Origin of the sequence: Jiella sp. M17.18 (genome assembly GCF_041027365.1) — a bacterium.
Classification (GTDB): Bacteria; Pseudomonadota; Alphaproteobacteria; order Rhizobiales; family Rhizobiaceae; genus VKMB-3413.
In genome coordinates, this window is record NZ_JBFTEH010000002.1 from 506,254 (window position 1) to 530,313 (window position 24,060).

The 24,060-nt window shown below is 66.4% G+C and carries 19 protein-coding genes and 1 pseudogene; 12 read left to right on the forward strand and 8 right to left on the reverse strand.

Going from position 1 to position 24,060, the window contains the following annotated elements:
- Positions 1 to 51: 51 nt before the first annotated feature.
- From AB5S17_RS05810 to AB5S17_RS05825, 4 genes are all read right to left on the reverse strand, one after another.
- Positions 52 to 1,230 (reverse strand): acyltransferase family protein, encoded by a 1,179-nt coding sequence (locus tag AB5S17_RS05810; protein ID WP_369237092.1) that lies wholly within the window; start codon positions 1,228 to 1,230, stop codon positions 52 to 54.
- 465 nt (positions 1,231 to 1,695) lie between these two features.
- On the reverse strand, positions 1,696 to 2,646 hold the full coding sequence (locus AB5S17_RS05815; protein WP_369237094.1) for a LuxR C-terminal-related transcriptional regulator: 951 nt from the start codon (positions 2,644 to 2,646) through the stop codon (positions 1,696 to 1,698).
- Between the two features lie 199 nt (positions 2,647 to 2,845).
- Entirely contained in the window at positions 2,846 to 3,667 is an 822-nt protein-coding gene (locus tag AB5S17_RS05820) for a WecB/TagA/CpsF family glycosyltransferase (protein WP_369237096.1), read from the reverse strand.
- A gap of 5 nt (positions 3,668 to 3,672) precedes the next feature.
- A complete protein-coding gene (locus AB5S17_RS05825; RefSeq protein ID WP_369237098.1) occupies positions 3,673 to 4,647 on the reverse strand; it encodes a UDP-glucuronic acid decarboxylase family protein in 975 nt (324 codons plus the stop codon).
- 316 nt (positions 4,648 to 4,963) lie between these two features.
- On the opposite strand from AB5S17_RS05825, the gene AB5S17_RS05830 reads away from it, so the two are divergent.
- From AB5S17_RS05830 to AB5S17_RS05840, 3 genes are all read left to right on the forward strand, one after another.
- The gene (locus AB5S17_RS05830; protein WP_369237100.1) at positions 4,964 to 6,610 is read left to right on the forward strand and encodes a polysaccharide biosynthesis/export family protein; all 1,647 of its coding nucleotides are present in this window, start codon (positions 4,964 to 4,966) and stop codon (positions 6,608 to 6,610) included.
- A 62-nt stretch (positions 6,611 to 6,672) separates the two neighbouring features.
- Positions 6,673 to 8,103: a mannose-1-phosphate guanylyltransferase/mannose-6-phosphate isomerase gene (locus AB5S17_RS05835; RefSeq protein WP_369237103.1), complete on the forward strand. Its 1,431-nt coding sequence runs from the start codon at positions 6,673 to 6,675 to the stop codon at positions 8,101 to 8,103.
- Between the two features lie 3 nt (positions 8,104 to 8,106).
- On the forward strand, positions 8,107 to 9,660 hold the full coding sequence (locus AB5S17_RS05840; protein ID WP_369237105.1) for a right-handed parallel beta-helix repeat-containing protein: 1,554 nt from the start codon (positions 8,107 to 8,109) through the stop codon (positions 9,658 to 9,660).
- A gap of 162 nt (positions 9,661 to 9,822) precedes the next feature.
- On the opposite strand, the gene AB5S17_RS05845 is transcribed toward AB5S17_RS05840, so the two are convergent.
- Positions 9,823 to 11,019 carry a GNAT family N-acetyltransferase gene (locus tag AB5S17_RS05845; protein WP_369237107.1) on the reverse strand — a complete coding sequence of 399 codons (1,197 nt, stop codon included), beginning with the start codon at positions 11,017 to 11,019 and terminating at the stop codon, positions 9,823 to 9,825.
- 499 nt (positions 11,020 to 11,518) lie between these two features.
- Between AB5S17_RS05845 and AB5S17_RS05850 the strand changes: the two genes are divergently transcribed.
- Positions 11,519 to 12,853 (forward strand): GNAT family N-acetyltransferase, encoded by a 1,335-nt coding sequence (locus AB5S17_RS05850; protein WP_369237109.1) that lies wholly within the window; start codon positions 11,519 to 11,521, stop codon positions 12,851 to 12,853.
- A 378-nt stretch (positions 12,854 to 13,231) separates the two neighbouring features.
- Here AB5S17_RS05850 and AB5S17_RS05855 read toward each other — a convergent pair whose 3' ends face one another.
- Together AB5S17_RS05855 and AB5S17_RS05860 are read right to left on the reverse strand one after the other, a co-directional pair.
- Positions 13,232 to 14,314 (reverse strand): ATP-grasp domain-containing protein, encoded by a 1,083-nt coding sequence (locus AB5S17_RS05855; protein WP_369237111.1) that lies wholly within the window; start codon positions 14,312 to 14,314, stop codon positions 13,232 to 13,234.
- A 374-nt stretch (positions 14,315 to 14,688) separates the two neighbouring features.
- A complete protein-coding gene (locus AB5S17_RS05860; protein WP_369237113.1) occupies positions 14,689 to 15,756 on the reverse strand; it encodes an aldo/keto reductase in 1,068 nt (355 codons plus the stop codon).
- 262 nt (positions 15,757 to 16,018) lie between these two features.
- On the opposite strand from AB5S17_RS05860, the gene AB5S17_RS05865 reads away from it, so the two are divergent.
- The 7 genes and pseudogenes from AB5S17_RS05865 to AB5S17_RS05895 form a co-directional block, all read left to right on the forward strand.
- A complete protein-coding gene (locus AB5S17_RS05865; RefSeq protein ID WP_369237115.1) occupies positions 16,019 to 16,855 on the forward strand; it encodes a hypothetical protein in 837 nt (278 codons plus the stop codon).
- Between the two features lie 234 nt (positions 16,856 to 17,089).
- Positions 17,090 to 17,419: a hypothetical protein gene (locus AB5S17_RS05870; protein WP_369237117.1), complete on the forward strand. Its 330-nt coding sequence runs from the start codon at positions 17,090 to 17,092 to the stop codon at positions 17,417 to 17,419.
- A 17-nt stretch (positions 17,420 to 17,436) separates the two neighbouring features.
- Positions 17,437 to 17,760 carry a DUF6634 family protein gene (locus tag AB5S17_RS05875; RefSeq protein WP_369237407.1) on the forward strand — a complete coding sequence of 108 codons (324 nt, stop codon included), beginning with the start codon at positions 17,437 to 17,439 and terminating at the stop codon, positions 17,758 to 17,760.
- A 238-nt stretch (positions 17,761 to 17,998) separates the two neighbouring features.
- Positions 17,999 to 19,825 carry a TRAP transporter substrate-binding protein DctP gene (gene dctP / locus AB5S17_RS05880; RefSeq protein WP_369237119.1) on the forward strand — a complete coding sequence of 609 codons (1,827 nt, stop codon included), beginning with the start codon at positions 17,999 to 18,001 and terminating at the stop codon, positions 19,823 to 19,825.
- On the forward strand, positions 19,825 to 20,409 hold the full coding sequence (locus AB5S17_RS05885) for a TRAP transporter small permease (RefSeq protein WP_369237121.1): 585 nt from the start codon (positions 19,825 to 19,827) through the stop codon (positions 20,407 to 20,409). Before dctP ends, AB5S17_RS05885 begins: the two co-directional genes overlap by 1 nt.
- Positions 20,410 to 20,411: 2 nt before the next feature.
- The gene (locus AB5S17_RS05890) at positions 20,412 to 21,698 is read left to right on the forward strand and encodes a TRAP transporter large permease (RefSeq protein ID WP_369237123.1); all 1,287 of its coding nucleotides are present in this window, start codon (positions 20,412 to 20,414) and stop codon (positions 21,696 to 21,698) included.
- Between the two features lie 314 nt (positions 21,699 to 22,012).
- A pseudogene (locus AB5S17_RS05895) lies at positions 22,013 to 22,156 on the forward strand (IS3 family transposase); the annotation flags it as partial.
- A 33-nt stretch (positions 22,157 to 22,189) separates the two neighbouring features.
- On the opposite strand, the gene AB5S17_RS05900 reads toward AB5S17_RS05895, so the two are convergent.
- Entirely contained in the window at positions 22,190 to 22,876 is a 687-nt protein-coding gene (locus tag AB5S17_RS05900; protein WP_369237125.1) for a GntR family transcriptional regulator, read from the reverse strand.
- A gap of 128 nt (positions 22,877 to 23,004) precedes the next feature.
- On the opposite strand from AB5S17_RS05900, the gene AB5S17_RS05905 reads away from it, so the two are divergent.
- A complete protein-coding gene (locus AB5S17_RS05905; protein ID WP_369237127.1) occupies positions 23,005 to 24,060 on the forward strand; it encodes an amidohydrolase family protein in 1,056 nt (351 codons plus the stop codon).

The window sequence follows — 24,060 nt, forward strand, 5'->3', positions numbered from 1 at the left end:
GAGTAGCCGGCTTGCTCCCGAGTTCGCCCCGACCTCAGCCGACCACGCCGGTCATGACCGCTCGGCCGGCTCCAGGGCCAGAGCTGGCTCGGGGCGGATCGGCAGTTCGGCGGCCGGTCCTGCCGTCCCCTTCCAAGCAGGGCGCTGGATTTCGCCGCTGCGTCGGCGCCGGAACTTCCGGTCGAGCGGCCATTCGACGAAGGTGAAGAAGGCCGTCCCGACGCCGATCGCGCACAGGCAGCCGACGATCCGGACGGGCAGGTCGGCCGACGGTGGGAGCCCGAGATGACCGAGCACCTTCCCGAGCATCGACAGCACGAACCAGTGCGAGAGGTAGACGCTGTACGACGCCTCGCCGACATAGGCGACGGCCCGGCCTAACGCGCCAGAGCGGGTCAGGATCGGACGCAGGGAACCGGCCGACGCGACGAGAGCGCTGGCGATGGCGATGCGCACCACGAGATCGTGGTCGTGGCCACGCGCCAAGGCAAGCGACAGCCCGGCGGCGAAGCCGATCGTGCCCGCGTTCAGCAGGCGCTTGGGTTGCGAAAGACCGAAACGCGCCTTCAGGAACCAGCCGAACCCGAAGGCGAGCATGTAGGGGCTGAGAAGATGGTCGAGCATCGGATGATCGAGAAGGTCGGTCGGGATCAGCGCACCGACGAGCGCGCAAGCCGCCAGAACGGGCGCTACCCATCCGCGCCACGCCGTCTCCCGCCACCCCGCCGCGACGACCAGCGCCAGCGCGACGACTGCGTAGAACAGCACCTCATATTCCAGGGTCCAGCCGACCATCAACGTCGGGAAGTGGCTCTGCGGGATGATCAGGTAGGACTCCAGGATGGAGGAGCGTCCGAGCCTCTGGCCAAGGGTCCAAGCCGGATTCAGCCAAGCGGCGAGGACGACGAGTGAGGTGAAGAACCAGTAGAGCGGGTAGATGCGCGTGATGCGACCGCGCACGAACCGACCGGGCGCCGGATTGCCGGCGGTGATCAGCGCCATCAGGAAACCCGAGACGACGAAGAACACCTCGACGCCGATCCCGCCGAAAAAGCTGTAGCTCGACGTCTGGATTGAGAACTCGGAAAATTTCTTTGTCAGCAGGTCCGAATGCCAGACCATGACCTCGATCGCGGCCAGGGCGCGCAGCCACTGGATGGCCATGTCGCGATCGTCTGCAATCAAGTTCTGCGGCCCCATGTCGGCCCTCCGCTCGCGCCGGGTGGTCATCGTCGCCGGGTCCGATCCGAGCGGATCGCACCGATGTCGCACCGCCGGCTGTCGTGTCGCTCACGCCGGCGTTGCCGATCCGGCCGTAGCCGCCAGGGCTCATCGTAACGCGACCATACGACCTCGCAGGCCGGAGCAAAGCCGAGCGCTGGAGCTACTACTTTCAATGGATCGTCCGGCGGAAGCCGCAGCGGCAGAGCGACATCCGATCGGCCGACTGCGACAGCGGAAGATTGTGGTCGTGGGCGCCCATCGAGACAACCGGCACGGCGCCGGCGCAGGACGGCTTGCGCGTGCGGTCAGGATCGCCGGATCGATGAGAAGCGGTCCCCGGCTTCGGCGATTGCGATCAATCGCTAATGGTACCCTGACTGTCGAGGGGATCGGACTCGCGGCATCGGCCTCAGCTCGGCATCGTCATCCGACCGGCTGTCGAGCTGCGTCCACCGCATCTGCCTTGCGGCCTCAGTGCTCCATCCGGACCGCCTGCAGCGGGCGAACGACGGCGTGCGGCAACAGGTCGTCACGCATCGGATCCGGCCAGTTGGAGGCGGGTTCCAATCCGCGGGGCAGGGCGCCATTGGATCGGCGCGTGTCCGCATTGGCCAGGGCGGGACGTTCCGGCGGCGCGGCAGGAACGTCCCGCCCTTCGGCCCGCATCTTGTTCATCGCCCAGACCGCCGCCTGGGTCCGATTGGCGACGCGGATCTTCCGGAGGATCGCCTTGAGATGCACCTTGACGGTCGACTCCGTGATGCTGCAGCGCCGCGCGATGACCTTGTTGGAGTCGCCCGAGATCAGGCACTTCAGGATTTCCATCTCCCGGGCGGACAGGTTCTCGCGGCGCAAAAGCTTGACGGCGGTCCGGTCGGCCTCGCTCGTGCCGGCGGCCGACGGCGATCCGGCGCGAGCGCCGGCTAGCGTGGGGTCCGGGAGCGCACGTGCGGACGGCTTCGTCTGGGTGTCGCAGGCCCCCGCCCCGACCGGCGCCGCCCCATCCTCCGCCACCGAACGCCGCGTCGTCGGCGAGAAGACCTGCTCGCCCATCACGATGAGATCAATGCCGCGCAGCAGCGCTTCCCGGGAGATCGACTTCACCAGGACGCCGTTCACGCCCGCATCCTCCGCAGCGCTTCGCTGCTCGTTCGAATAGGAGGTCACAAGCATGACGATGTAGCACTGCGGATGGCGTGTCCGCAGGCGCGAGACGGTCTCGAGATCGAACCCGCCGCGGGCCGCATCCTCCCCGAGAAGGAACAGGATCTGACCTGGCGCGTCGGCGGTTCGCGCGTCGACCGCCGCATTGTCTGCGACCGCTGCCACGACGACGTAGTCGTCCTCGCGCAGCAGCGAGGCGATCCCATCCCTCAAGAGCGCGTTGACCTCAGAAATGGCAACGGCAATTCGGTTCGACATCGTCATACTCCAGAGGCAAGGGCCATGTTCGAGCTGAATCTTCGATCAAGGGTATGCTTCGGATGCGGTTGGGTACACCCGACTTCGTGCAGGTTTCCTTCAGGCAGATGTTCTTGTGGTCGGGTCTGAGCGTATGCACAGAAAAATTCGGTTTCAAGTTCCCGATCGGACTTTAGTGAACATTTTCATCAAGAGAAATTTATAAGTCGGGCTTTGTTAGCGATCGCCGAAGTCCGTCCATAATGCTCAAGGCAATGAATCGTGGGACAATCGTGAAATAGCGTCGCCACAAGCGTCGCGGCTCCGTCGTTAGTCTAAAAAGCCATTCCAAGCCGTTTCGTTGCATCCACACCGGTGCCTGCCGCTTCGTCTCTGACAGGAAGTCGAACGCGGCCCCGACACCTATCATAACCGGAACGTCGAGGCGGTGGCGGTGCGCATGCATCCAGCGCTCCTGCTTCGGCGTACTCAACCCGACCCAGAGGATGTCGGGCCTGCAGGCGTTGATCTGCCGGACAATGGCATCGTCCTCCTCCGGCGACATCGGGCGGAACGGCGGCGCAAATGTGCCGACAACCCGCAGCTCGGGAGCCAGCGAACGGAGTTTTCGCGCGAGCCGCTCGGCCACGCCGTCCACGCCGCCGAAATAGAAGTGGCGGAGGTGGTTTTGCGCCGCTCGCGCGCTGATCGCCCGCATCAGGTCGGGGCCATAGACACGGCTGACGCCGCCGAGCCCGCGCCAGCGCGCCGTCCAGACGAGAGGCATCCCGTCCGGCGTCACCATCCCGGCCGCGCGGTGGATCGCGAGCAGGTCCGGGTCGTCGCGGCATTCGAGGACGCCGTGGACACCGGTGATGCAGACATAAGTCCGCACGCCCGAACGGGCCCAGCACTCGATCGTTTCCACCGCTGCTGCCATGTCGGTCGCGCTGACGGGCGTGCCGAGGACATCGAAGCGGTCGGTCTTGGCACCCCCATGCAGATCCGGACCCGATCCGGCGAGAGCGAGATCCGACGGCATCGCGGTCACTCCGCCGCTTCCGCGAGCGGCGCCACGAGCGCCCCGGACTGGAGCAGCCGCATCCGAAAGTATTCGGCCGTCGCGCGCAGACCCTCTTCAAGAGATACTTTCGGCTCCCATTCGAGATGCCGCCGGGCGAGCCCGATGTCCGGGCGCCGCCGGGTGGGATCGTCGACCGGCAGCGGCTCGAAGCGGATCTCCGGGGACGTCCCGACGACGCCGCACACGGCCTGAGCGATCCTGAGGATGGTGATCTCCGCCGGATTGCCGAGATTAACCGGCGTCGGCAGGCCAGGGCGTTCCATCAGCCGGCGCAGGCCCGCGACGAGATCATCCACGAAGCAGAACGAACGCGTCTGGCTGCCGTCGCCATAGATCGTCAGGGCGTCGCCCCTCAGCGCCTGGACGAGGAGGTTGGAGACGACGCGGCCGTCGTCCGGCTCCATCATCGGGCCATAGGTGTTGAAGATGCGCGCGACGCGCACATCGACACGGTATTTCTGGCGATAGTCGAAGAAGAGCGCTTCGGCGCAACGCTTGCCTTCGTCGTAACAGGCCCTCGGCCCCCAGGAGTTGACGTTGCCGCGATAGTCCTCGATCTGCGGCGAGATCGCGGGCTCCCCGTAGATCTCGCTGGTCGAAGCCTGCAGGACCGTCGCGCCGGTGCGCCGCGCCATTTCCAGCACGTTGATCGCGCCGAGGACGGAGGTCTCGGTCGTGTAGACCGGGTCGGCCTGGTATTTCGGCGGCGAGGCGGGACACGCGAGATTGTAGATGCGGTCGGCATCGACCCGGATGGGATTCCGGACGTCACCGATGAGGAGCTGGAAACGCGAATGCCGCTCCAGATGCGCGATCTTGTCTCGCGTCGAGGTGGAGAAATTGTCGAGGCAGGTCACCTCGTGACCCTCGGCCAGCAGCGACGCGCAAAGATTGGCGCCGATGAAGCCCGCGCCACCTGTAACTAGGACTCGTCCCATGCGTTGCTCCTGTGGCGTGGTGGATATCGAGAGGCCTCGGCGCAGCGCGGGCTCGGGTGCCAGCCCTGATCCCATCGGGATCGTCGGAGGTATGGGATCTGCCCGCCGCCGTGACCGATCGCCTTGATTGTTGGCTTTTCCCTCCATCGCCCGACAGCTGAGCAGAGGTGGCATCCCTTTCGGGCAATAGCGCCGCCACCCGGGGTGCCGGGCCGTGCTCAAGCCACCGCCCCGGCTGCTCGCAGACCGCATCCGGCCGCAAATCCCCGTTCTGTGCGGTGTTGGATCCGGATGAGCGCCGGCGGCGATAGGGCAAATGCGCCGGTGCCACGGTCCTTCTCCTGGCGCCGCCGGCACAGCAGCCCTCGCGTGCCGGATCGCCGAAGATTTGGAAAGAGCGGTGACTGCCCCTGCGGAAGTAACCCGTCCGCCGGGCGGAGATAAGCCGCTTTTGCCGCTCCGGGTGAAGCACCAAGCTTCTAGCATGTGGTCTTCCATCGTCTCAGCGCGGGAAGCGACGGCCATGACACGGACAGCACACGGCGAACACAATCGGGCGTGGACCACGCGGCATCCGGGTCCCCGTCCGAGCATCCTCGCGGCCGGGGCGGTGGCGATCGGCGCGCTCCTTCTCGTTCAAGCCCCGGTTCGAGCGGACGACGCCGCAGCGTCGCGCCCGGCTGCGCCGTCTCAGAGTGCCACCGCGGCCCCGCAGAAGTTCGCGCTGGCACCTGGCGACCGCATCTCGATCGTCGTGTTCGAGCAGCAGGAGATCTCCGGCGTCTATTTCGTCGAGCCCGACGGCAGCATCACCATGCCGCTACTCGGCGCGATTGCGGTGTCGGGCCTCACGCCGCAGGCACTGCAGCGCCAGCTCGTTGCCCGCTTCTCTGACGGCTATCTGCAGAACCCGGTCGTCAGCGTTCGGCTGGCAGAACTGCGACCGGTCACGGTTCTCGGAGACGTGCGATCGCCTGGCCGCTACACCTTTATCGACGGGATGAACGTCGAGACGCTGCTGGCGCTCGCTGGCGGCGCGGCGCGGCTCAGCGGCGAGGAAGCGGCTCAGCGGGCCGACTTCCTGCAGTCCGACGAGCGGGTGAAGACACTGACAATCGCCTACCTCGGCCAGCTGGCACGGAAGGCCCGGCTGGAGGCGCAGCTGAAGGGATCCGCGCTGTCGCTGCCGGCGGTCGCACCGGAAAATGCAGCGACGTTCAAGGCCTTCGTCGCGGGGGAGAAGCAGGTCCTCGAATTCGAGGTCGCGAGTCAGGCCAGGCAGGCGGCGCTTCTCCGGGAACAGACCAAGCAGGCGAAGACCGATATCGACACATTTTCAAAGCAGGTCGATCTGGAAAACCAGCAGATCGCATTCCTCGACAGCCAGATCGCCGACGTGAAGAGCCTACTCATCAACGGCTTGACGAGGAAATCGACGCTGATCGACATAGAGCGGGAAAAGAGCAAGAGTCGCGCCAATCTCGCGACGATCTTGGGCAGCCTCGCCCGCGCCAAATCGCTGGTGACGGAGACCGACCTGAAGCTGCAGGACCTCGACAGCGCCTATCGCAGCCGTATCATGGCCGAGCTGCAGACGACGATGCTGCAGATCGCGGAGTCGGAGAGCACGCTACCGATCGCAGTCGAAGCGAGGCAGATGAAGCGCGATCGGCTGCCGGCCGCGGCGCGGCAGGTGGCATCGGCACCGCTGGACTCCGTCCCGATCACCATCCGGCGCTTCGGCAACGGGACGATCCGATCGATCCCCGCTGACCGCTCGTTCGAGATCTGGCCGGGCGACATCGTCCAGGTCGGCGACGGCACGAACGCCGCGCTGCCTGGCGGCGTCGCGGGCGGCAATCCGTTGAGGCTGACCGAACCCGGCGCAGCGCCGGTCGGCACCGGCGCTGCGGCTGCGAGTGCTCCCGTCACCGCCACGGGCGAACGCGTCAGCCTGCGCTGAGCGTTCCCCTGCAGATCCGTCAGACACGTCAATCATTGCAGCCCTGTCGAGGAGATAATCCCATGCGCTCAGGCATAAGTCCGCTGATCCTTTGCGGTGGTTCCGGCAAGCGTCTCTGGCCCGTGTCGCGCGACACTATGCCGAAGCAGTTCATCCGGTTGGAGGGCGAGCACTCCCCGTTCCAGCAGACCGTGCTGCGAGTCGCCGATCGAAGAATCTACTCCGCTCCGGTCATCGTCACCGCGCATCTCTACCGTTTCGAGGTGGAGCGCCAACTCGCAGAGATCGGCCTCACCGGAACGCTGCTCCTCGAGCCGGAGGCCCGCGATTCAGGCCCCGCCATCCTCGCCGGAGCTCTTTACGTCGCCGCCGAGGCCGCGGGAGAGACCCTTCTCGTCCTCGCGTCGGACCACGCGATCGGATGCCCCGAAGGCTTCCACGAGAGCGTCGCCGCCGCCGATCCGGTCGCGCGCTCCGGCTACATCGTCACCTTCGGGATCAAACCGACATCGCCAGCCACCGGCTATGGCTACATCGAGCCCGGCGAGCCTCTCGCCGGACCGGTATCGGCGGTCGCCCGATTCGCGGAGAAGCCGGACGTCGAGACCGCTGCACGTCTGATCGCCGACGGGTGTCTCTGGAACTCCGGCAACTTCCTCGCCCGGCCGAAGACGCTCATCGCCGAATATGCCCGCTTCGAGCCGGACACCTTCGCATGCGTCTCGCGCGCCTACGAGGGCGCCCGCATGTCGGCGCACGTGGTAATCCTTTCCGGCGCCCACTACGGCCAGGCGGAGCGCAAGTCGATCGACTACGCCGTCATGGAGCGCACCGAACTCGCGGCCGTCGTCCCTGCCGACTGGCGTTGGTCCGACATCGGCACCTGGGACGCCATCTGGGAGATCGGCGCGCGGGACGGGGCCGGCAACGTCGTCCGCGGCGCGGTCGAGAGCCTCGACAGCAGCAACTGCCTCGTGCGGTCGAACGGGCCGCTGACCTCGATCGTCGGGGTCCGGGATCTCGTCGTCATCGTCGAACAGGACGCGGTCCTCGTCGCCGACCGCAAAAGCTGCGGAAGCGTCAAGACGCTGGTCGAGAACCTTTCGCGCCGGGGCGCGAAGGAGGCGAGCGCCCACGCACGCGAACATCGGCCCTGGGGATGGTTCGAGGTTCGTGATCTCGGCGAGAGCTTCAAGGTCAAACGGCTCGCGGTCTATCCCGGTGGCCGGTTGTCGCTGCAGCGCCACCGCTACCGCGCGGAGCACTGGGTCGTGGTCTCCGGCACAGCGCGCGTCACGGTGGACGACACCGTGGCCATCCTGACCCCCAACCAGCATGCCGAAATTCCGCTTGGCGCGGTCCACCGGCTGGAGAATCCGGGGAACAGCCTCCTGGAGATCGTCGAGGTCCAGCACGGCAGCTATCTCGGCGAGGACGACATCATCCGCGTCGAGGACATCTACGACCGGGTCGTCCTCGACGCTGCGGAATAGCCGATGACGGCGGCGCCAGATCATGGTGGATGGTCCTTCCGCCGGGCGGCGGCCGTCGCCGTCGGTGGCCTTTTGGGAGCGCTGGCCGTCGACACGTCGCTGTCGGCGGCGCCACGCTCGGTCGAGCTGCCGGAGCCGCCTCACCCCGTTCCGGCCGCCGGCCAGCGGGACGTGCCCTGCCCCAGCGGCGCGCGGCGGATCGCGGCCGGCACCCGTATCCAGCCGGTGGTCGATGCGGCGCCCGCAGGGGCGTCGTTCTGTCTAGCCGCTGGCGTGCATCGCGCACAGACGATCGCGCCGAAGCGCGGCCAGAGCTTCTTCGGCGAGGCCGGTACCGTGCTCAGCGGCGCGCGGCTCCTCTCGCACTTCAGAGCCGCCGGGTCGCACTGGACGACCCACAGCGATCCGGTTCCCGTCGCGCGACGCGGGATCTGCCTGCCGCAGTCGCCCCTGTGCGACCGCGTCGAAGCCGTCTTCCTCGACGATCACCCACTCGCCGAGGTCGCGCGGATCGAGTCGGTTGGCCCCGGCCGCTTTTTCTTCGATCGGAACAGCGGCCTTCTCGCGATCGGCGACGACCCGGCCGGGCACCGCGTCGAGATGACGGCCGCGGCCTTCGCCTTCCTGTCCAACCACGCGGCGAACGCGTCGGTCGAAAATCTCGTGGTGGAGAAATACGCCACGCCCGCCCAGCGCGGCGCAATCTTCGACGACGCCGATGCTGCGGCGACGGGCTGGCGCATCGCCCACAATACGGTGCGCCTCAACAGCGGCCTGGGCATCCTGGCCGGTCCGTCGAGCACCGTTGCCGCCAACCGTGTCGTGGACAACGGCCAGCTCGGGATCAGCCTTTCCAGCCACGACATCGCGATCGAGGGTAACGAGGTCGCCGGCAACAACCGGCGCGGCTATGACCCCGGCTGGGAGGGCGGCGGGCTGAAGGGTGCGAAGGCGGAGCGGATCGTCATCCGGGGCAACTTCGTGCACGACAATCACGGGCCCGGCCTCTGGTGCGATATCGACTGCCGCGACGTCCTATACGAGGGCAACCGCGTCGAGGACAACGACGGTGCCGGCATCTTCCACGAAATCAGCTTCGACGCGGTCGTCCGCGACAACGTTCTGAGCAATAACGGCCGTCTCGCCCACGGCTGGTACTGGGGTGCGAACGTCCTGATCGCCGCCTCGCAGGACGTCCTCGTGACCGGCAACCGGATCGTCGTCGCCGACGACGGCACCGGCATAGCGCTGGTCGACCAGGGCCGCGAACGGGCCGGCGGCGGAACCTATCGCACCCAGGGGAACACCGTGCGCGGCAACACCGTGCGCTTCACCGGCGCCTTCGCTCGAATGGGCGGCGTCAGCGACGTCGAACCCGGCTCTTCGAACGAGGGCGTCATCGAGCGCGGCGGCAACCGCTTTGCCGACAACGTCTATCATCTTCCGCCGGGAATCCGCGTCGTGTTCGGCTGGGGGCGGCGCGAGCTCGATTTCGCAGGCTTCAGGGCCGTCGGCCAGGACGAGGGATCGCAGGAGATCGCCGCGTCGCCGCAGTAGACGGGAGGTCGGAAGACGGACGCCGTGCCAAAGGGGACCGTAGTCGCAGAGGTTTCGATCCGCTCGGCCACGTCGCAAGGCGTGCGACGTCGTTCGCCCTTCGCGGCGCAGGCTCGCGCCTCGCACGGCGGAATTCGCGAGAAATCGCCGTCTCGGCCGATCTCAATAGAAGAAGGTCTTCAGCCTCGACAGCCGCCGACGCAGGGAGGCCGGCAGGACCTCGAAGGTCCCGGCGAGGCGGGGACGGATGGCCTTCAGATAGGCCGCCATCAGCCTTCCCCGAAGGGTCAGTGGAACGACATAGTCGGCGACCCCCTCGAAGGACTGCGTCCATTCGGTCTTGTGCGGCAGGGAGGGCGGCAGGAAGTCGAACGTTTCGATGCCGTCGTCCGATTCCAGCATGTGCGACAGCAGGAGGCGGCCGGGGGAGTGGACCGCGAACCGCTGGTCGTAGCTCTGGATCATCGAGTAGTAGTGTCCGCGGTCTAGGACGCCGATTTCGACCGCAGCCGTCTCATCGCCGACGCGCAGACGGCGGATCATGAAATGCCCCTTGGCGGCCAGGGTCAGGATCGTGTTCTCGTTGCCGGGATGGAGATAGCCGGCGCTGGCAAGGCCTCGCGCTTCCAGCCAGCGCGCCTTCAGATCCAGGGCCGCACGAACCGCGACTGTATGCTGGCTGCGCGGGACGGCTTCGAACGTCACGTCGCCGATGCGCATGAGGTTCTTCATGTGCCGCTTCAGCGCGTTGCGACTGCGGCCGCTGCGGCTGCGAAGCCCGAGACGCTTCGACGGGTCGGCGGTCTTCACGAGGTAGGGCGAGGCCTTCGTCGAGACCATGATCCACCGGTGCCGGACCGGCTTCAGCCGCTCGAGCGCGGAGTGCCGCCGCACGTGCTTCATATGGACTGCATCGACATCGTCCGTCTCGATGAGGCAGGCCCAGGCCTTCGCGAACCAGGTGGACGCGTTGGGCGAGGCCTCCACCAGAAGGTCGCAGTACTGGGTCGCCGGTTCGCCGAGGGCATGGAGGACGCGGACGGGACCGGTCCGGCGCATCGTCAGCGGCCAGAGGAGGACGAGGCGCCGCCCCTCCCAGACGGTGACGATACGCAAGGCTTCCGGCCGCCCGGCCCTGGCGCAGGACCGGGTCCAGGCCGAACACCACTCGTAGCTCTGGTAGAAATTGGCGGATGCGGCGCGGGCGCGAAGATCCGCCCAATGTTCCGCCAGCGGGTCGGCCTCGGTGACGACCGCCGCGCAGCTGACCTCGCGATCGCTTCCAGCGAATGCGGATGCCGGCGGGGCCGGCGCGGCTACGATCCGTTGCCTTCGCCAGGTTGCTGATGCGACGGACACTGGCGACTCCTTCTCGTCATGACGGGAGGATGGCAGTCAAACGGTAATCTGTCGGGACGAAGCTAAAGTCTGATCTGGCCGGATCGAAGCCTCCACGCGAGGTACGCCAGGCGATTGTGAGCCTGACCTTGGCCCAAGCCGATCCGAACTTCGACAATTCACGACGACCTGCTTGGCTGCTCGGCCCTCAGTGCGGCATGGCCAGCTTCCTTCAGTGCGAACATCTGCGACCGCCCTAGGTGCCATGATGGTCGCCGCCCGCGCCGCGAGCCGGCGGCGAGCGCCGGCGCGCGAGACACTCCGCGCCTGTCTCCGCCAGCGCATTACAGCCGTCCCGAGCCAGGCCACGGACGCGCTCGGCACAGTTTGACCATCCCTATTACCTCCAATGTTCCGGCCTCTCCGAATGAACGCTCAGGAAAAGCCGCGGCCTCTGCAACATTCCGCAACATTGGGTACGGCAACGCTGCCGTGTTGGCTCGCACGAGGAGCACGAAGAATGGATACGAGTCTGGATCATGCCGGTTGGACGGCGGTGTCGCTGGTAGACAATCTCGGTGCGGTCGAGAGCCGCCCCCTCTCGTCCGACCGGCCGTGGGACCGCCGGGCGGTGGAGCCGACCGTGCGGGCGGAGGTGATCGATCTCGTCCAATATCAGGCCCTCGCGGCCGAGTGGAGCGCCTTGAGCCACGCGGCCGAGGAGCCGAACGTCTTCATCGATCCGGTCGTCGTCGCGGCGCTGGCGCAAGCCACCGGTGCACGCCCGCATGTTGTGGTCGCCTGGGCCGACGGCCCCGCCCGCGTGCACCGCTTGATCGGCGCCTGGGCCCTCATCAGCGCTCGCGCCGCCTTGGGTCTGCCGATCCCGATCCTCGCCTGCCCGTTCAACCGGCTGACCTTCCTCGGAAGCCCGGTCATCGCGGCCGGCCAGCATGCCGCCGCGCTCAAGGCGATGTGCGCTGCGATCGCCGACGATCCCCGTCTGCCGAAAATCGTCTGCGCCAATGACGTGAACGCCGAAGGCCCCCTCTTCGCGGCTCTCGCTGCTCTGGCGCAGGAGGGCCGGCTCCGGCACGTCTTGCTCGGCCGAAAGAAGCGCGCCAAACTCGTTATCGCGCCCGGCGACACCGGCTATCTCGCCCGGTCGCTGTCGAGCTCTCGGCGGGCCGAACTTCGTCGGCACCGCCGCAAGCTCGCCGGCCTCGGGGACCTCCGCCATGTGATACACCGCTCCCCGGAGGCGGTCGCAGCCGCGTTCGACCAGTTCCTCGAGCTCGAAGGCCGCGGCTGGAAGGGGCAGCGCGCCAATCGCGGCATGGCGATGACGCTCGATCCCAGGATGGCGCGCTTCGGACGGGACCTCGTCCGGGGCCTCGCGGAAACCGGCAGCGCACGGATCGACACGCTGACGCTCGATGGCCGCCCGGTTGCGATGAACATCCACCTTCGCTCGGGCATCGCCGGCTTCGGCTGGAAGATGGCGTATGACGAGACGTTCCGGACCTTCTCGCCGGGCGCGCTCCTCCTCGAGACCCTGACGAACGAGCTGATCGACGAAGGCGCACTGCGCTTCGTCGACGCCTGCAACCGGCAGGAGGACGGCATCGCCGCGCTATTCTGGCAGGACCGGCTCGATGTCGCCGACATGGCGATCGACGTACGCGGCGGCAGACGCCGCCGGAGCTTCGTCCTCGCCGTCGCGGCCGAACGCGCCAAGCGCAGTTCGACGCGGCGGCTGAAGCGCATCTGGGCCTCCCCGCTGCGACGGCAGATGTCACGCTGGATCAGCGCGCGCCTGTCGCGCAGGAGGAAAGTCGAGAGCGATCAGGGCTGACGCGGTCGCCGGAGGCGGTCGTCGGTTCCTGCTCCGACTGCCGGGCGGGAGACCCAACCGCTCGCAAGATGCGGCCGAGGGGATCGGCGCCCCCGAGCATTCTGAGCTGTGCGGGGCCCGCCTTTGCCGGCAGCCATACGATCCCGAGATCGTCCCGATTGGAACGTGCAGCGAAGCGCGGCGGTGCATGACCGCCGCCGCCTCGCGAGAGGCATCGATGGTGTCGCCGGGCGCGGTGTAGCCGGCGCTGGTCGAGTGGTCTCCGGCAAGACCGGGGTCGACGTGCCATGGCTGACAGGCTGACGAGGGGATCGTCGCTCGAGGGCGCGATGGCTTCCCGCGCCATGTAGCGGGCGCGTGCACCTCCGGCCGGATCTGCTAGAAGCGCTTGCCGTCCGCCTCGCGTCCTTCGCGCGACAGGAGCCGGCCGAGCTGCAGAAGATACATCAGCGGGTCCTTGAGGAAGAAGCGGAGCACCCTCAGATCGGTCCGCGTCAGTCTCCAGGGGGAGAAGAGGCGACGCATCAGCGCCCGCGGGCCCGCGATCTGCGGCTGAACGCGCACGACGGGCCATTCGGCCGTTGCATCGTCGGCCAGCCCGTAGGCAACAAAATTCGCTCCGGCGAGCATGGTCAGCTCGACGCGATACCAGAAGCGCGGATTGCACTCGATAAAGCGCACGGCGCCGGCCGGCGTGATGCGGAAGTCGAACACGAGGATGCCGTCGCATTGCAGCGCGCGCACGATCGCCTCGGAATGGGTCACCGACTCCTCGTGCCGGAAGAAATGCACGACGCCGTCCCGCAGTTGATAGGAGACGGAGCGCAGCACCACGCCGCCACGCGCGAACACCACCGTCGTCGCGTCCTCGCCTTCGATGAATTCCTGCAGCACGAGGGGGCGGTAGGTCAGCGTGTCGAGGAGCGCGCGCGGGTCGGAGCCCGGGTCGATGCGGCGGACGCCGACGCTTCCCCAGCAGTCTACCGGCTTGATGATGAACCGCACCTCTCTCGGAGCGTCGGCGAGAATTTGCAGCACCTCCGCGGGATCGGAGCACAAATGCGTGACGGGCACCGGAACCTGGAGACGCAGGCAGAGCGCGGCAAAGCGCGCCTTGTCGTCGAGATCCAAGAACGCCTCCCCCGCCGGGACGGGAAAGATCGGCCGGGCGAGCAGCGCGCCGTAGCGTGAGAGGAAGCCGGTGGTCGCGCTGTCGCTCGGCAGGATCACGTCGATCCGCCGCTCGACGCACAGACGGTTCAGCTGCTCGACCTCCCGCTCGTTCCAGAACTTCGCGTCCCGGTCCGCCAGGTGGAATTGCCGGCAGAAGCGGGAGTGGCGAAGGTTTCCGGCTGCATGGCTGCCGAACACATGGGTCGACCCCAAGAGCTGGGACGTGCATCGCAAAACCTTGTACTGCAGCCGATAGCCGTCAGCCAACAAGAGTGCTCTGATCAACATGAAGGGTTCCGCGTAACGAGGCTCCGGAGCGGCGCCTGAATTGCCGGATGCCGTATAGGCAATCGCAACCAGACGTCACAACGTAAGATGATAAGCCTGTGGAGCGAAATCCCCGGATTGGCTGTACTCCGTCCGGATCGGACGCGCAGATGTGTTTCGGCGCAACGGCATGGCCCGGATCGATGATTCCATCCGGTGCGTTTTCAGAGGTTTGTTAGCGTGACCCCGTGCCGATCGGCGCCGGATTCGAGAGCCGCCGTAACGCTTGTGGAGGACGCATCGGGCGCGAAGCGAGCCGCGCACTACTTCCGGGGGCCTAGCTGCTCCAGATGCCTCATCACACGGGTTGCGACGGCGGCCAAGCGCCGACGCCCTCACCCCAGCCCCATCGTCTCGCGATATCCCAGCAGATACTCCCGTTCCGCCTCGCTCACTCGGTCAAAGCCGTTCATCGCTCGATGCCACAGGGGCACGATCGCCGGCGGTCGGCCAGCCTTCTCGATGCGCTTCGCCTGATCGTCCGTGAGCGTCAGTTCGATGGAACCGAGGTTGTCGCGGAGGTGATCCTCGCTGCGAGCGCCGAGCGCGATGGAGTGAACGCCCGGGCGCTCGCGCAGCCAGGCTAGCACCACCTGCGGCACGCTGCGGCCGACCTCTGACGATACGTCCTTCAACACGTCGATCACCCGATAGAGCCGCTCGGTGTCGACGATGTGCGGCTCCGGCCAGTTGTTGCCTTGGCGGGTTCCCGGCTGCGGGCCGTTGTTCCGGTCGATCTTGCCGGTCAGAAGCCCCTCGCCGAGCGGGCTCCACACCTGCGTCGCGACGCCGAGATCGCGCCCGGACGGGATGATCTCGTATTCGGCCTCGCGAGCCTCGGGCGTGTAGTTGAGCTGATGGGCGACCGGCGGCGTCGCGCCGAGCATCTTCGCCGTCATGACAGTCTTCGCCACTTGCCAGCCGCTATAGTTGGAAACGCCCCAGGAGCGGATCTTGCCGGCCCTGATCAGGTCGTCCATTACCGCCACCGTCTCCTCCACCGGGGTGATGCCATCCCACTGGTGGATCCAGTAATGATCGATCCAGTCGGTTTGCAACCGCTCCAGGCTCTTGTCGATCTGGCCCATGATGTGCACGCGCGAGGCGCCGGCCATGTTCGGCCCCTCACCCATGGTGGTGCGAACCTTCGAGAAGATCAGAAGATCGTTGCGTTTGCCCTTCACGGCTTCGCCGACGACCTTCTCACTGTCGCCCTTCGAATAGATGTTGGCCGTGTCGATGGCGTTGACGCCGGCTTCCCGGGCTACGTCGATGAAGCGCTTCGCCTCGTCGACGCCGACATTGCCGGTCTTCTCGAAGCCGTGGGTGCCGCCGAAGGTGACCGTGCCGAGCACGAAGGTCGAGACAATCATGCCGGAATTGCCGAAGGGGGCGTATTTCATGTCGGGCTCTCTCTCGATTGACTATAGTGTGGGTGGCGGCTGGTCGACGCTGTCATGCCGTGCCCAGAAACGTGGCTCCGCAAAGTTCTCAGCTTACTCCGGGATCATAGACTACCTGCAACGGCGCAGGAGGTAGGGGACGCCCTTTACACTGCAGGGGTACGTGTTTCAGGCGACTATCGCTCCCGGTTGCGGCTGCCTATTCGCGCGAAGATCCTTTCCTCTCCGCCACGCCAGATTCGCTGTCATTCGGCTCCGCGCGATGACCCCACCGCTCGAACATGATCAGTGGCTTACCGCGCCGATCGGCGTCGCGACCCCACGCCGATGCACACTCGCAAGCATCCTTCGCTCTGTCGTCAGTCGTGTCGGATCGGTGGTTCCGGACGTGATCGCCGAAGCTCTGCGCACGGATCCGGCGTTGAACGTGCTGCGCGAGTATCCTCTGCCGATTACACGAAGCGCGACCGAGCTCGTCAAGGCGAACAGAAAGGACATCGACGCCATACTGCCGCACGATCTGCATGTGGTCGGTAGCTGGACGGCAGATCTCGTCGTGATTGACGAGACCACGCGTCATGCGTCGATCCATGAGGTCAAACGGGGCGGTTGCGTCGTTTCCGGGACGCGCTGCGCCGAGACGATCGAGCGGCTGCGGATCGTCGCGCACACCGCCAGGCGCGCCCTCAATGCCGACGGTTTTGACGTCGCGAGCGTCTCCGCGAGCGTGATCGACCGATACGGCCGTACCGGACACGAGCCAACGATGACCGTCGGACCCGGTGAGCTGGACGACGTGTTCGGCATTCCCTGCCGAGCTCCTCTCGATCGGCTCGACGAGACCGTCCGGTCGAGGCTGCTCGAGCGGATCGCTCCCACCGTTCATTACCTCGCCGAAGCGCTCGCCCCGCATTCCGGTGTCAGCGGTGGGGTCGACGACGGCCGCAATAGTAGCGCCTCTAACGATATCGCCGCTGAGGACGATCAGCACCCGGGGGCGCGCGATCGCGCGAAGCTGTCGATCAACGCGATCGATCTGTCGCGCTTCATAGGCATCGCCGAGCGGCGGCGCCAAACCGATCACCGTCGCATGAACTAGCCGGGAGGTCGAAGCGCCGGTGCCCGCTGGCGCTTCGCACTCTCCGGACCGCACCTCAAGCCGGCAGCCCGCTTTCAGGACCGTGGATTCCTGCCAGTTAGGGAGATCCAGCTCCCGCTTCTTGCCCGATGCCTGGCCGTCACCAGTCGCCCCGGCGCGAATGCTCCACTTTTCATAGGGTCACACGACATGATTGATCGATCCCCCCATCCAGACGAACGCGAGCCGAGCAACATGCACGCGACCGTTAGTGAACGCGATCGACAGCTGGCACAGTCCGGCCACGCTTCCTCGGGAACGCGCGAAGCGAGCCCGAAGGACGATCGTTGTTCCGCAAAGATCCTCCCGGTCGGCGCCGCGACGCTCTTCGGCGCGGCGATCCGCTTCGGCCGTCTCGGCATTCTGTCTGAGCGCGGCTACCGGCGACTGATCCGCCAGGTCGCGGCTCTTGCCGATGCTGGCGATCCCACCGCCCACCTTGTCCACGGTTATCTGCTTGCGCGTTCGAAACAACTCTCGCTCTCGGGCGACAGGGTCGAAAACGACGTCAGGGAGATGCAGTAGTGCGTGTCCCCTATCAAGTGCCTGGCATCGTCCCGGGCGGAGAGGCCGCCGACCGGCGGACCCTGGAAACCCTCGTCCACGATCTCCGCCGGTACGCAGCGGAAGGTGGTCCAACGCCCGCAGAGCTTGCCGCCGCGCCGCTTATTTCGGAGCCGCTTTTGGTTGCTGACCCCGTTGCCATCCGGCTCGCAGGCGTCGTCACCGGCCACCCGCGTGTTGGGCCGGGGCCCGCGATGACGTCGCAAATCTACGCCGTCGATCCGTGTTCTCGATGGGTGCGATCCTACTCGCGGCTTTGGCGGGTCGATGAGTCGCTATTCAGTGGCATGGCTCCCCCCTGAAGCGAGGCGCCCACTGAGCAGGCACAGACCAGCAGCGGCCGTGTAGTGCCGGCCGCTGCTGGTCCTGCCCGCCGGCCGCCGTTGGGTCTCGCAAGACCCTGACAGATGCGCGCATCGCGAAAAGCCGCAAACCCCCGCGTCGCGCGGATCACCTTCTTTCGTCACCGCCAGTCTTGTGCCGACTGCCACTTTGCACGGCGGCCATGGCGAGCCCTCTCTCACCGAGGACGTATATCGCATGAGCAAGTTCTCGAAACTTTCCCGCCAGTCGGTTGGACCCAACAACCGGTCCCCGGGCCGGTGCCAGCAGTCGAACGAGGGCGACGTTCTGGACGCGGCGGCCGACGCCGCCAGAGAAGCACAGGAAGCAGTCCATCAAGAGGTCGACGCACGCCTTGCTGCGATGTCCCCATCTGTCCGCATCCTCTTCGACCGCGTTCGCGCCACGATCCCGCAGGAGCTGATCCGCCGTGTGGAGGTGAGGAAGCCTGCCTTTATCGTTGCTCGAGTGGCGTCCGCGGGCTGGGATGCTCCCGTCTTCGAAGCGGTGACCATGGCACTCGAGGATGCGGTGCGAACGGAATTCGTGATCTACGGCGTCCAGTATCAGCATGTCCCGCGAGACGAGATCGCTCGCCGAAGCTGGCAGCGGAAGAACCTGCGGGACAGGTCGGAGCAAGTGTTGTCGATGCTGTCGAGCGGCGTCACGATCGTCGCCCTCGCGCCCGGCGAGGAACTCGATCCTGCAGTCGTGGCGATCGCAGATATGACGCTCGACCTCACCCGGATCGAGCTGGCCGACGTGGAAACGGCGATCATGCATGCCTTCCCCGACTCCGCTTGCAAGTGGCCAGCCGACGTGGCGATTTCGGAGATCGAACCTCGGTGGATCGATATCGCGATCGGCCGATCGACGTCGGCCGACGATGCGTTGCGGATGATCGCCACCCTTAACCGCCGGCCGAAAGCGATTTCAACGGGACCGAAGCTCGAGGAACTCCACGGCTACGGGTCCGCTCAGGCCTGGGGACTGCGTCTCGTCGCAGCCCTTCGCGAATATCGGGCGGGAACACGGGCGTGGAGTGACGCCGATGCCGGCGCCCTCCTTGTCGGTCCACCCGGAACTGGGAAGACGCTTTTCGCCTCGGCGTTGGCGGAATCCTGCGGCGTCTCCTTCGTGCCGACGTCATACTCCGCGTGGCAGTCCGAGGGAGAAGGCCACCTCGGCAGCGTCACCCGGGCTATCAGGAAGACGTTCTCTGACGCGGCCGCTGCTGCCCCGTGCATCGTGTTCATCGACGAGATCGACTCCCTGCCAGCCCGTAGATCGGGCACGCGCCACGACGACTGGTGGCAGACGATCGTCAACAACCTGCTGGAATGCCTCGACGGCACCGGCCGCCGCCAGGGCGTGATCGTCCTGGCAGCATGCAATGACGATCGGACCTTGGACCCGGCGCTCGTCCGCTCCGGGCGGTTGGACCGGCGGTTTCACATTGACCTGCCGAACGAAGACGATCTCCTCAAGATCCTGGCGCACCATCTTCCCACGATCCCGGAGACTGACATCCAGCCGGCGGCGGAGTTCCTGAAGGCCCAGGGCGCCAGCCCGGTCGCGGTCGATTCCAGCGAAGTCTACACGGCGCTGCAGCGCGGCACGCTGGACGGTGCGGTTTCGGGGCTCTCCTCGATCGTTTCGCGCAAGTGGTACGAGGTCGGCAAGAACATCACCGCCATCCACTATGTGCCGCTGGTCTATCCGGTTCAGGTCAATCTCAACTGGTGGAAGGGTCTGACCGACCAGCAGCGCGACATCATCAAGAAGGCCGTCGCCAAGACCGAGCAGCCGAACGTCGCGGCGATCGAGAAGGAATTCAAGGACGACATCGCGCTGGCCAAGAAGTCCGGCGACGAGGTCTACGTCCCGACCAAGGACGATCTGGCCAAGTGGAAGGCCGCGACCCAGCAGAAGGCGCTGCAGAGCTACTACGCCCAGGCCGACGACACCGGGAAGTCGCTCGTCAGCGACGTGCAGTCCTCGATGGGCGACAAGGCCTCGCAGTAGTGGCACACGCTCCGGTCCACCCCTCGCCCCGCCGGCCCGAGCGCCGGCGGGGCCTTGCGGCCGTTGCCGGCGCCGGCGACCGTCTCGCCGGCGCCGTCGGCCATATCGGCATGGTGGCGCTGCTCGCGCTGACGGCAGGCATCATTCTCGGCATCGTCCTGCGCTGGGTGCGGATCGACAATTCCTGGACCTACGACCTCGACCTGTTCGCCCTGGTCTGGGTCGCATTTGCCGGCGCCGTCATGACCGCGCGGTTCGACCGCCACGTCACCTCGGGGATTGCGATCGAACGCATGGTCGAGGGTCCGCTGCGGCTGGCGTTCCGCATCGTCCGCGTCGTCATCGTCGTCGGGTTCCTGGTGCTGCTGACGGTTTCCGCCTGGCGCGACACGCTGTCGAGCTTCTCGACGCACGAGACCACCATCGACGTGGTGCAGTGGCCGGTCTGGATCGCCAAGGCCGCCATCCCCGTCGGCGCTGCCTTCTGGGCGCTCGCCGAACTCTGCAAGGCCGTTCTGCGCGGCAATGCCGACGAGGATGCCGAAGTGTCGGCTATCACCAACGAAGACCGCCCCGGAGCCTGAGTGTGATCTTCCTGACGACGGTTCTGGCACTGTTCGCGCTGCTGATCCTCGGCGCGCCCATCGCCATCTCGCTGATGATCAGCGGCCTGATCGGCTACGTCCTGACCATCGACTTTCAGCCGGGGCTCAACGCGCTGTCGCAGATCGCCTACGGCGATCTCAACTCCTTCGTCATCGGCGCGATCCCGCTCTACGTCTTCATGGGCCAGATCATGCTGAAGGGCGGAGCGGGGAAAGATCTCTTCGATCTCGCCCAGCGGGCCGTCGGGCGCCTGCCGGGCGGCCTCGGGGTCGCCGCGATCTTCGCCTGCGCGATCTTCGCCGCGATTTCCGGCTCCTCGACCGCCACGGTCGCGACCATCGGCTCGATCAGCATTCCGGAGATGCTGCAGCGCGGCTACAGCCGCAAGATGACAGCCGGCTCCGTCGCCGTCGCCGGGAGTCTCGGCATTCTGATCCCGCCGAGCATCTCCTTCATCCTCTATTCACTCGTCACCAACACCTCGGTCGGCAAGCTGTTCATGGCGGGCATCCTGCCGGGAATCCTGCTGGCGGTCCTGTTCGCTCTCTACACCGTGGTGCAGAGCCTGCGCGAAAGACGCCTCGGCATCAGCACCCAGACGGGAGAAGCCGTCGGGCCGCTGCAATGGCGCGCCCTCGGCAGTCTCGCGATGATCGTCATCGTGCTGGGCGGCATCTATCTCGGCTTCTTCACGCCGACCGAAGCCGCGGCCGTCGGCGTCGTCTATGCGCTCGCCCTCACCGCGGTCTTCACCCGGACGCTGACCGCGAGGCTGTTCTGGGCGGCCCTGCGCGACAGCGTCGTCACCAGCGCGATGATCCTGATGCTGATCGCCGGCGCCGGCGTCTTCGGCAACACGCTCTCTCTGCTGCAGGTCCCCCAGGATCTGTCGAACTGGCTGGAAAGCCTGAACCTGCAGCCCTGGCAGTTCCTGATCGCGGTGAACATCCTCTACCTCATCCTCGGCATGTTCATGGACGCCTCGGCGGCGATCCTCGTGACCGTGCCGATCCTGCTGCCCGGCCTGCAGGCGCTGAACATCGATCTCATCTGGTTCGGCGTGATCCTGGTGATCAACATGGAGATTGGAGCGGTGACGCCGCCGGTCGGCATGAACCTCTTCGTCGTCCAGTCGCTGCGGGACGACTACTCGATCCGGGAGGTGCTGCTGGGCTCCCTGCCCTACGCGCTGATGGGCATCGTCGGTCTGATCCTGGTGATGATCTTCCCGCAGTTGGCGCTCTACCTGCCGAACCTGGTGAACTGAGGGGGGCAACGAGGTGGGTCCACATAATTCGCCGTTAGGACGGTCAGTGGAGCCGATGGCCGAGAGCGATCTTCCTGTTCGCCTCCCGCACCGCTCGGAGCGACGTGCGAAGCGCCGGTCGAGAGCCTGCACGGGCTCGGAGGAGGTCCGCCATCCGCATGAAAGGTTCTGGCAGGCGAAGCGGCGCAGCTGAATCCGCAGAAGGACTGTGGTTCAGTCCGGCCGCGCGCCCCCACATGTGTCGAACTTCCGCTATTCAGATTCTTATCAATTGGACCCCACGCCGATCGGCGCCGAAACCATGTGCCGGTTCACAGACGTTGAAGCGCGACTATGCTCGCGTCACGATCCTGCCGGACGCCGCCGCGGCTCTCGGTCTGCTGCCCGTCTGAATCGAGGACTATCGCGAGATCCATCCGCACTCAGGCCTGAAGTTCCGATCCCCTCCGGAGTTCATCCGCCTCAGTGCCTCAGTCTCAAGAAGATACGATCTATGCCGATCCCAAATCCGTCTCGATGATTTCCGCCGTCCGCTCGTAGTGACGTCGCAGGAGAGCCACGGCATCCTCGTCCCGGCGATCGATCACCGCCTTTAGGATCTGGGCGTGTTCGTCGCTGACCTTGCGGACCCTAAAGGCTTTGCGGATCGACATGGAGCGGTACCGATAGAGCCGGTCGGCCAGCTGCGAGCAGAAGGCGGTGAGCGGCTTTGAGCCGCAATTGCCGATGAGGACGGCATGGAAGTGGCGGTGGTGCCGCTCCCATTCCGGATTGTCCTCGAAGCGCAGCGGATCGAGGGAGCGCGGTGCGCGGTCGAGCCGGTGATGGGCGATCAGCAGCGCCTCCTCCCATTGCGGCGTCGCATTCGCCATGGATTCGCGGAGCGCCGTCGATTCCACCCAGACGCGCGTCTTCGTCAGTTCCTTCAGTTCATGGAGGCTGATCGGTTTGACGTAGAAGCCCCTTTGCTCACGGCCCTCCACCAGATCCTCGGAAGTCAGCCGGTTGAGCGCCTCTCGCAGCGGCGTCTGGCCCGCGCCGTACTGCTCCATCAGGAAGCGCAGCTGCAGCTTGCGGCCGGGTTCAAGACGCGCCGAAAGGATGTCGAGCTTCAGCCGCTCGTAGACGCTCTTCGTTCGGGTGAGCGCGCCGTCCGCACGTTCCGCCGTCTCGTTCACCCGCCCGATCTCCCTCTGCGATTGTCACCGATTGCTATATAACACCGCAAAAAACCGGAAAATATATAAATTCCTGCTTTACGGGCTGCATTGTGTATTTTATGTCTGCATCCAGCAGGGAGGACGGCATGGCGACAGATCAATCCGCATCCAGCCGCCATTGGCACGGCACGGCCTGCGCCTGCGGCGCCATCGACGTCCATTGCCATGTCGTGCCGTTCAGCTTTCCCGACTATCTCGCCGGCCTCGCCCCGCGGGACTGGCCCGCGATGGTGGCGGCCGATGGCTGCCGTCGCACGATGGTCGTCGATGGCAGGAACTACCGGACGCTGGACGGCGCCGCATGGGATGCCGAGCGGCGGCTGGAGGACATGGAGCGGATGGGGATCGCGGTTCAGGCGCTCTCGCCGATGCCGGAACTCTTCAGCTACTGGATGGACGCGGTCTCTGCGGCGGAGCTTCTGCGGTACGTCAACGACACCATTGCCGCCATGGTCGAGAAGAGCCCGTCGCACTTCGTCGGCCTCGGTGCGGTGCCGCTGCAAGACGTCGGCGCGGCCATCGCCGAACTGCAGCGCCTGATCGGCGATCACGGCTTCGCCGGCGTCGAGATCGGCAGCAACGTCAACGGCGCAGCGGTCGGCGACCCGCGCTTCCTGCCCTTCTTCGCCGAAGCCGAGCGGCTCGGCGCCGCGGTCTTCGTCCATGCCGTGCGCCCGGCGGGCATGGACCGGCTGGTCGGACCCGCCCAGTTGCAGCAGGTGCTCGCCTATCCGACCGACGTCGGGCTTGCCGCCGCCTCCGTCCTCACCGGCGGGCTCATGCGTGCGCATCCGAAGCTGCGCATCGCGTTCAGCCATGGCGGCGGCACGCTCGCGAGCCTCCTGCCGCGGCTGCGCGAGGGGGCGAAGGTGTTCGGCCCGGTCGCCGACGCCGTGGCGGGCGATCCCTATGCCGAGGCGCGGAAGCTCTATGTCGACAGCCTCGTCTATGACGCGCCGACGCTGCGCCATCTCGCGACGATCTTCGGCACCGACCGCATCGTCGTCGGCACCGACTACCCCTTCAATTTTCACGAGCGAGCGCCGCTCGGCCGCATCGAGGCGGCGTTCGAAGACCCGGCAGTGCGCGCCCGGCTGACGGCCGAAAACGCCGCGGCCTTTCTCGGAATCGAGGAGCATTGA

Coding starts and splice junctions, on each gene's coding strand:
- AB5S17_RS05810 (WP_369237092.1), bottom strand. CDS start 1,230: ATGACCACCCGGCGCGAGCGGAGGGCCGACATGGGGCCGCAGAACTTG.
- AB5S17_RS05815 (WP_369237094.1), bottom strand. CDS start 2,646: ATGTCGAACCGAATTGCCGTTGCCATTTCTGAGGTCAACGCGCTCTTG.
- AB5S17_RS05820 (WP_369237096.1), bottom strand. CDS start 3,667: ATGCCGTCGGATCTCGCTCTCGCCGGATCGGGTCCGGATCTGCATGGG.
- AB5S17_RS05825 (WP_369237098.1), bottom strand. CDS start 4,647: ATGGGACGAGTCCTAGTTACAGGTGGCGCGGGCTTCATCGGCGCCAAT.
- AB5S17_RS05830 (WP_369237100.1), top strand. CDS start 4,964: ATGCGCCGGTGCCACGGTCCTTCTCCTGGCGCCGCCGGCACAGCAGCC.
- AB5S17_RS05835 (WP_369237103.1), top strand. CDS start 6,673: ATGCGCTCAGGCATAAGTCCGCTGATCCTTTGCGGTGGTTCCGGCAAG.
- AB5S17_RS05840 (WP_369237105.1), top strand. CDS start 8,107: ATGACGGCGGCGCCAGATCATGGTGGATGGTCCTTCCGCCGGGCGGCG.
- AB5S17_RS05850 (WP_369237109.1), top strand. CDS start 11,519: ATGGATACGAGTCTGGATCATGCCGGTTGGACGGCGGTGTCGCTGGTA.
- AB5S17_RS05855 (WP_369237111.1), bottom strand. CDS start 14,314: ATGTTGATCAGAGCACTCTTGTTGGCTGACGGCTATCGGCTGCAGTAC.
- AB5S17_RS05860 (WP_369237113.1), bottom strand. CDS start 15,756: ATGAAATACGCCCCCTTCGGCAATTCCGGCATGATTGTCTCGACCTTC.
- AB5S17_RS05865 (WP_369237115.1), top strand. CDS start 16,019: ATGACCCCACCGCTCGAACATGATCAGTGGCTTACCGCGCCGATCGGC.
- AB5S17_RS05870 (WP_369237117.1), top strand. CDS start 17,090: ATGCACGCGACCGTTAGTGAACGCGATCGACAGCTGGCACAGTCCGGC.
- dctP (WP_369237119.1), top strand. CDS start 17,999: ATGAGCAAGTTCTCGAAACTTTCCCGCCAGTCGGTTGGACCCAACAAC.
- AB5S17_RS05905 (WP_369237127.1), top strand. CDS start 23,005: ATGGCGACAGATCAATCCGCATCCAGCCGCCATTGGCACGGCACGGCC.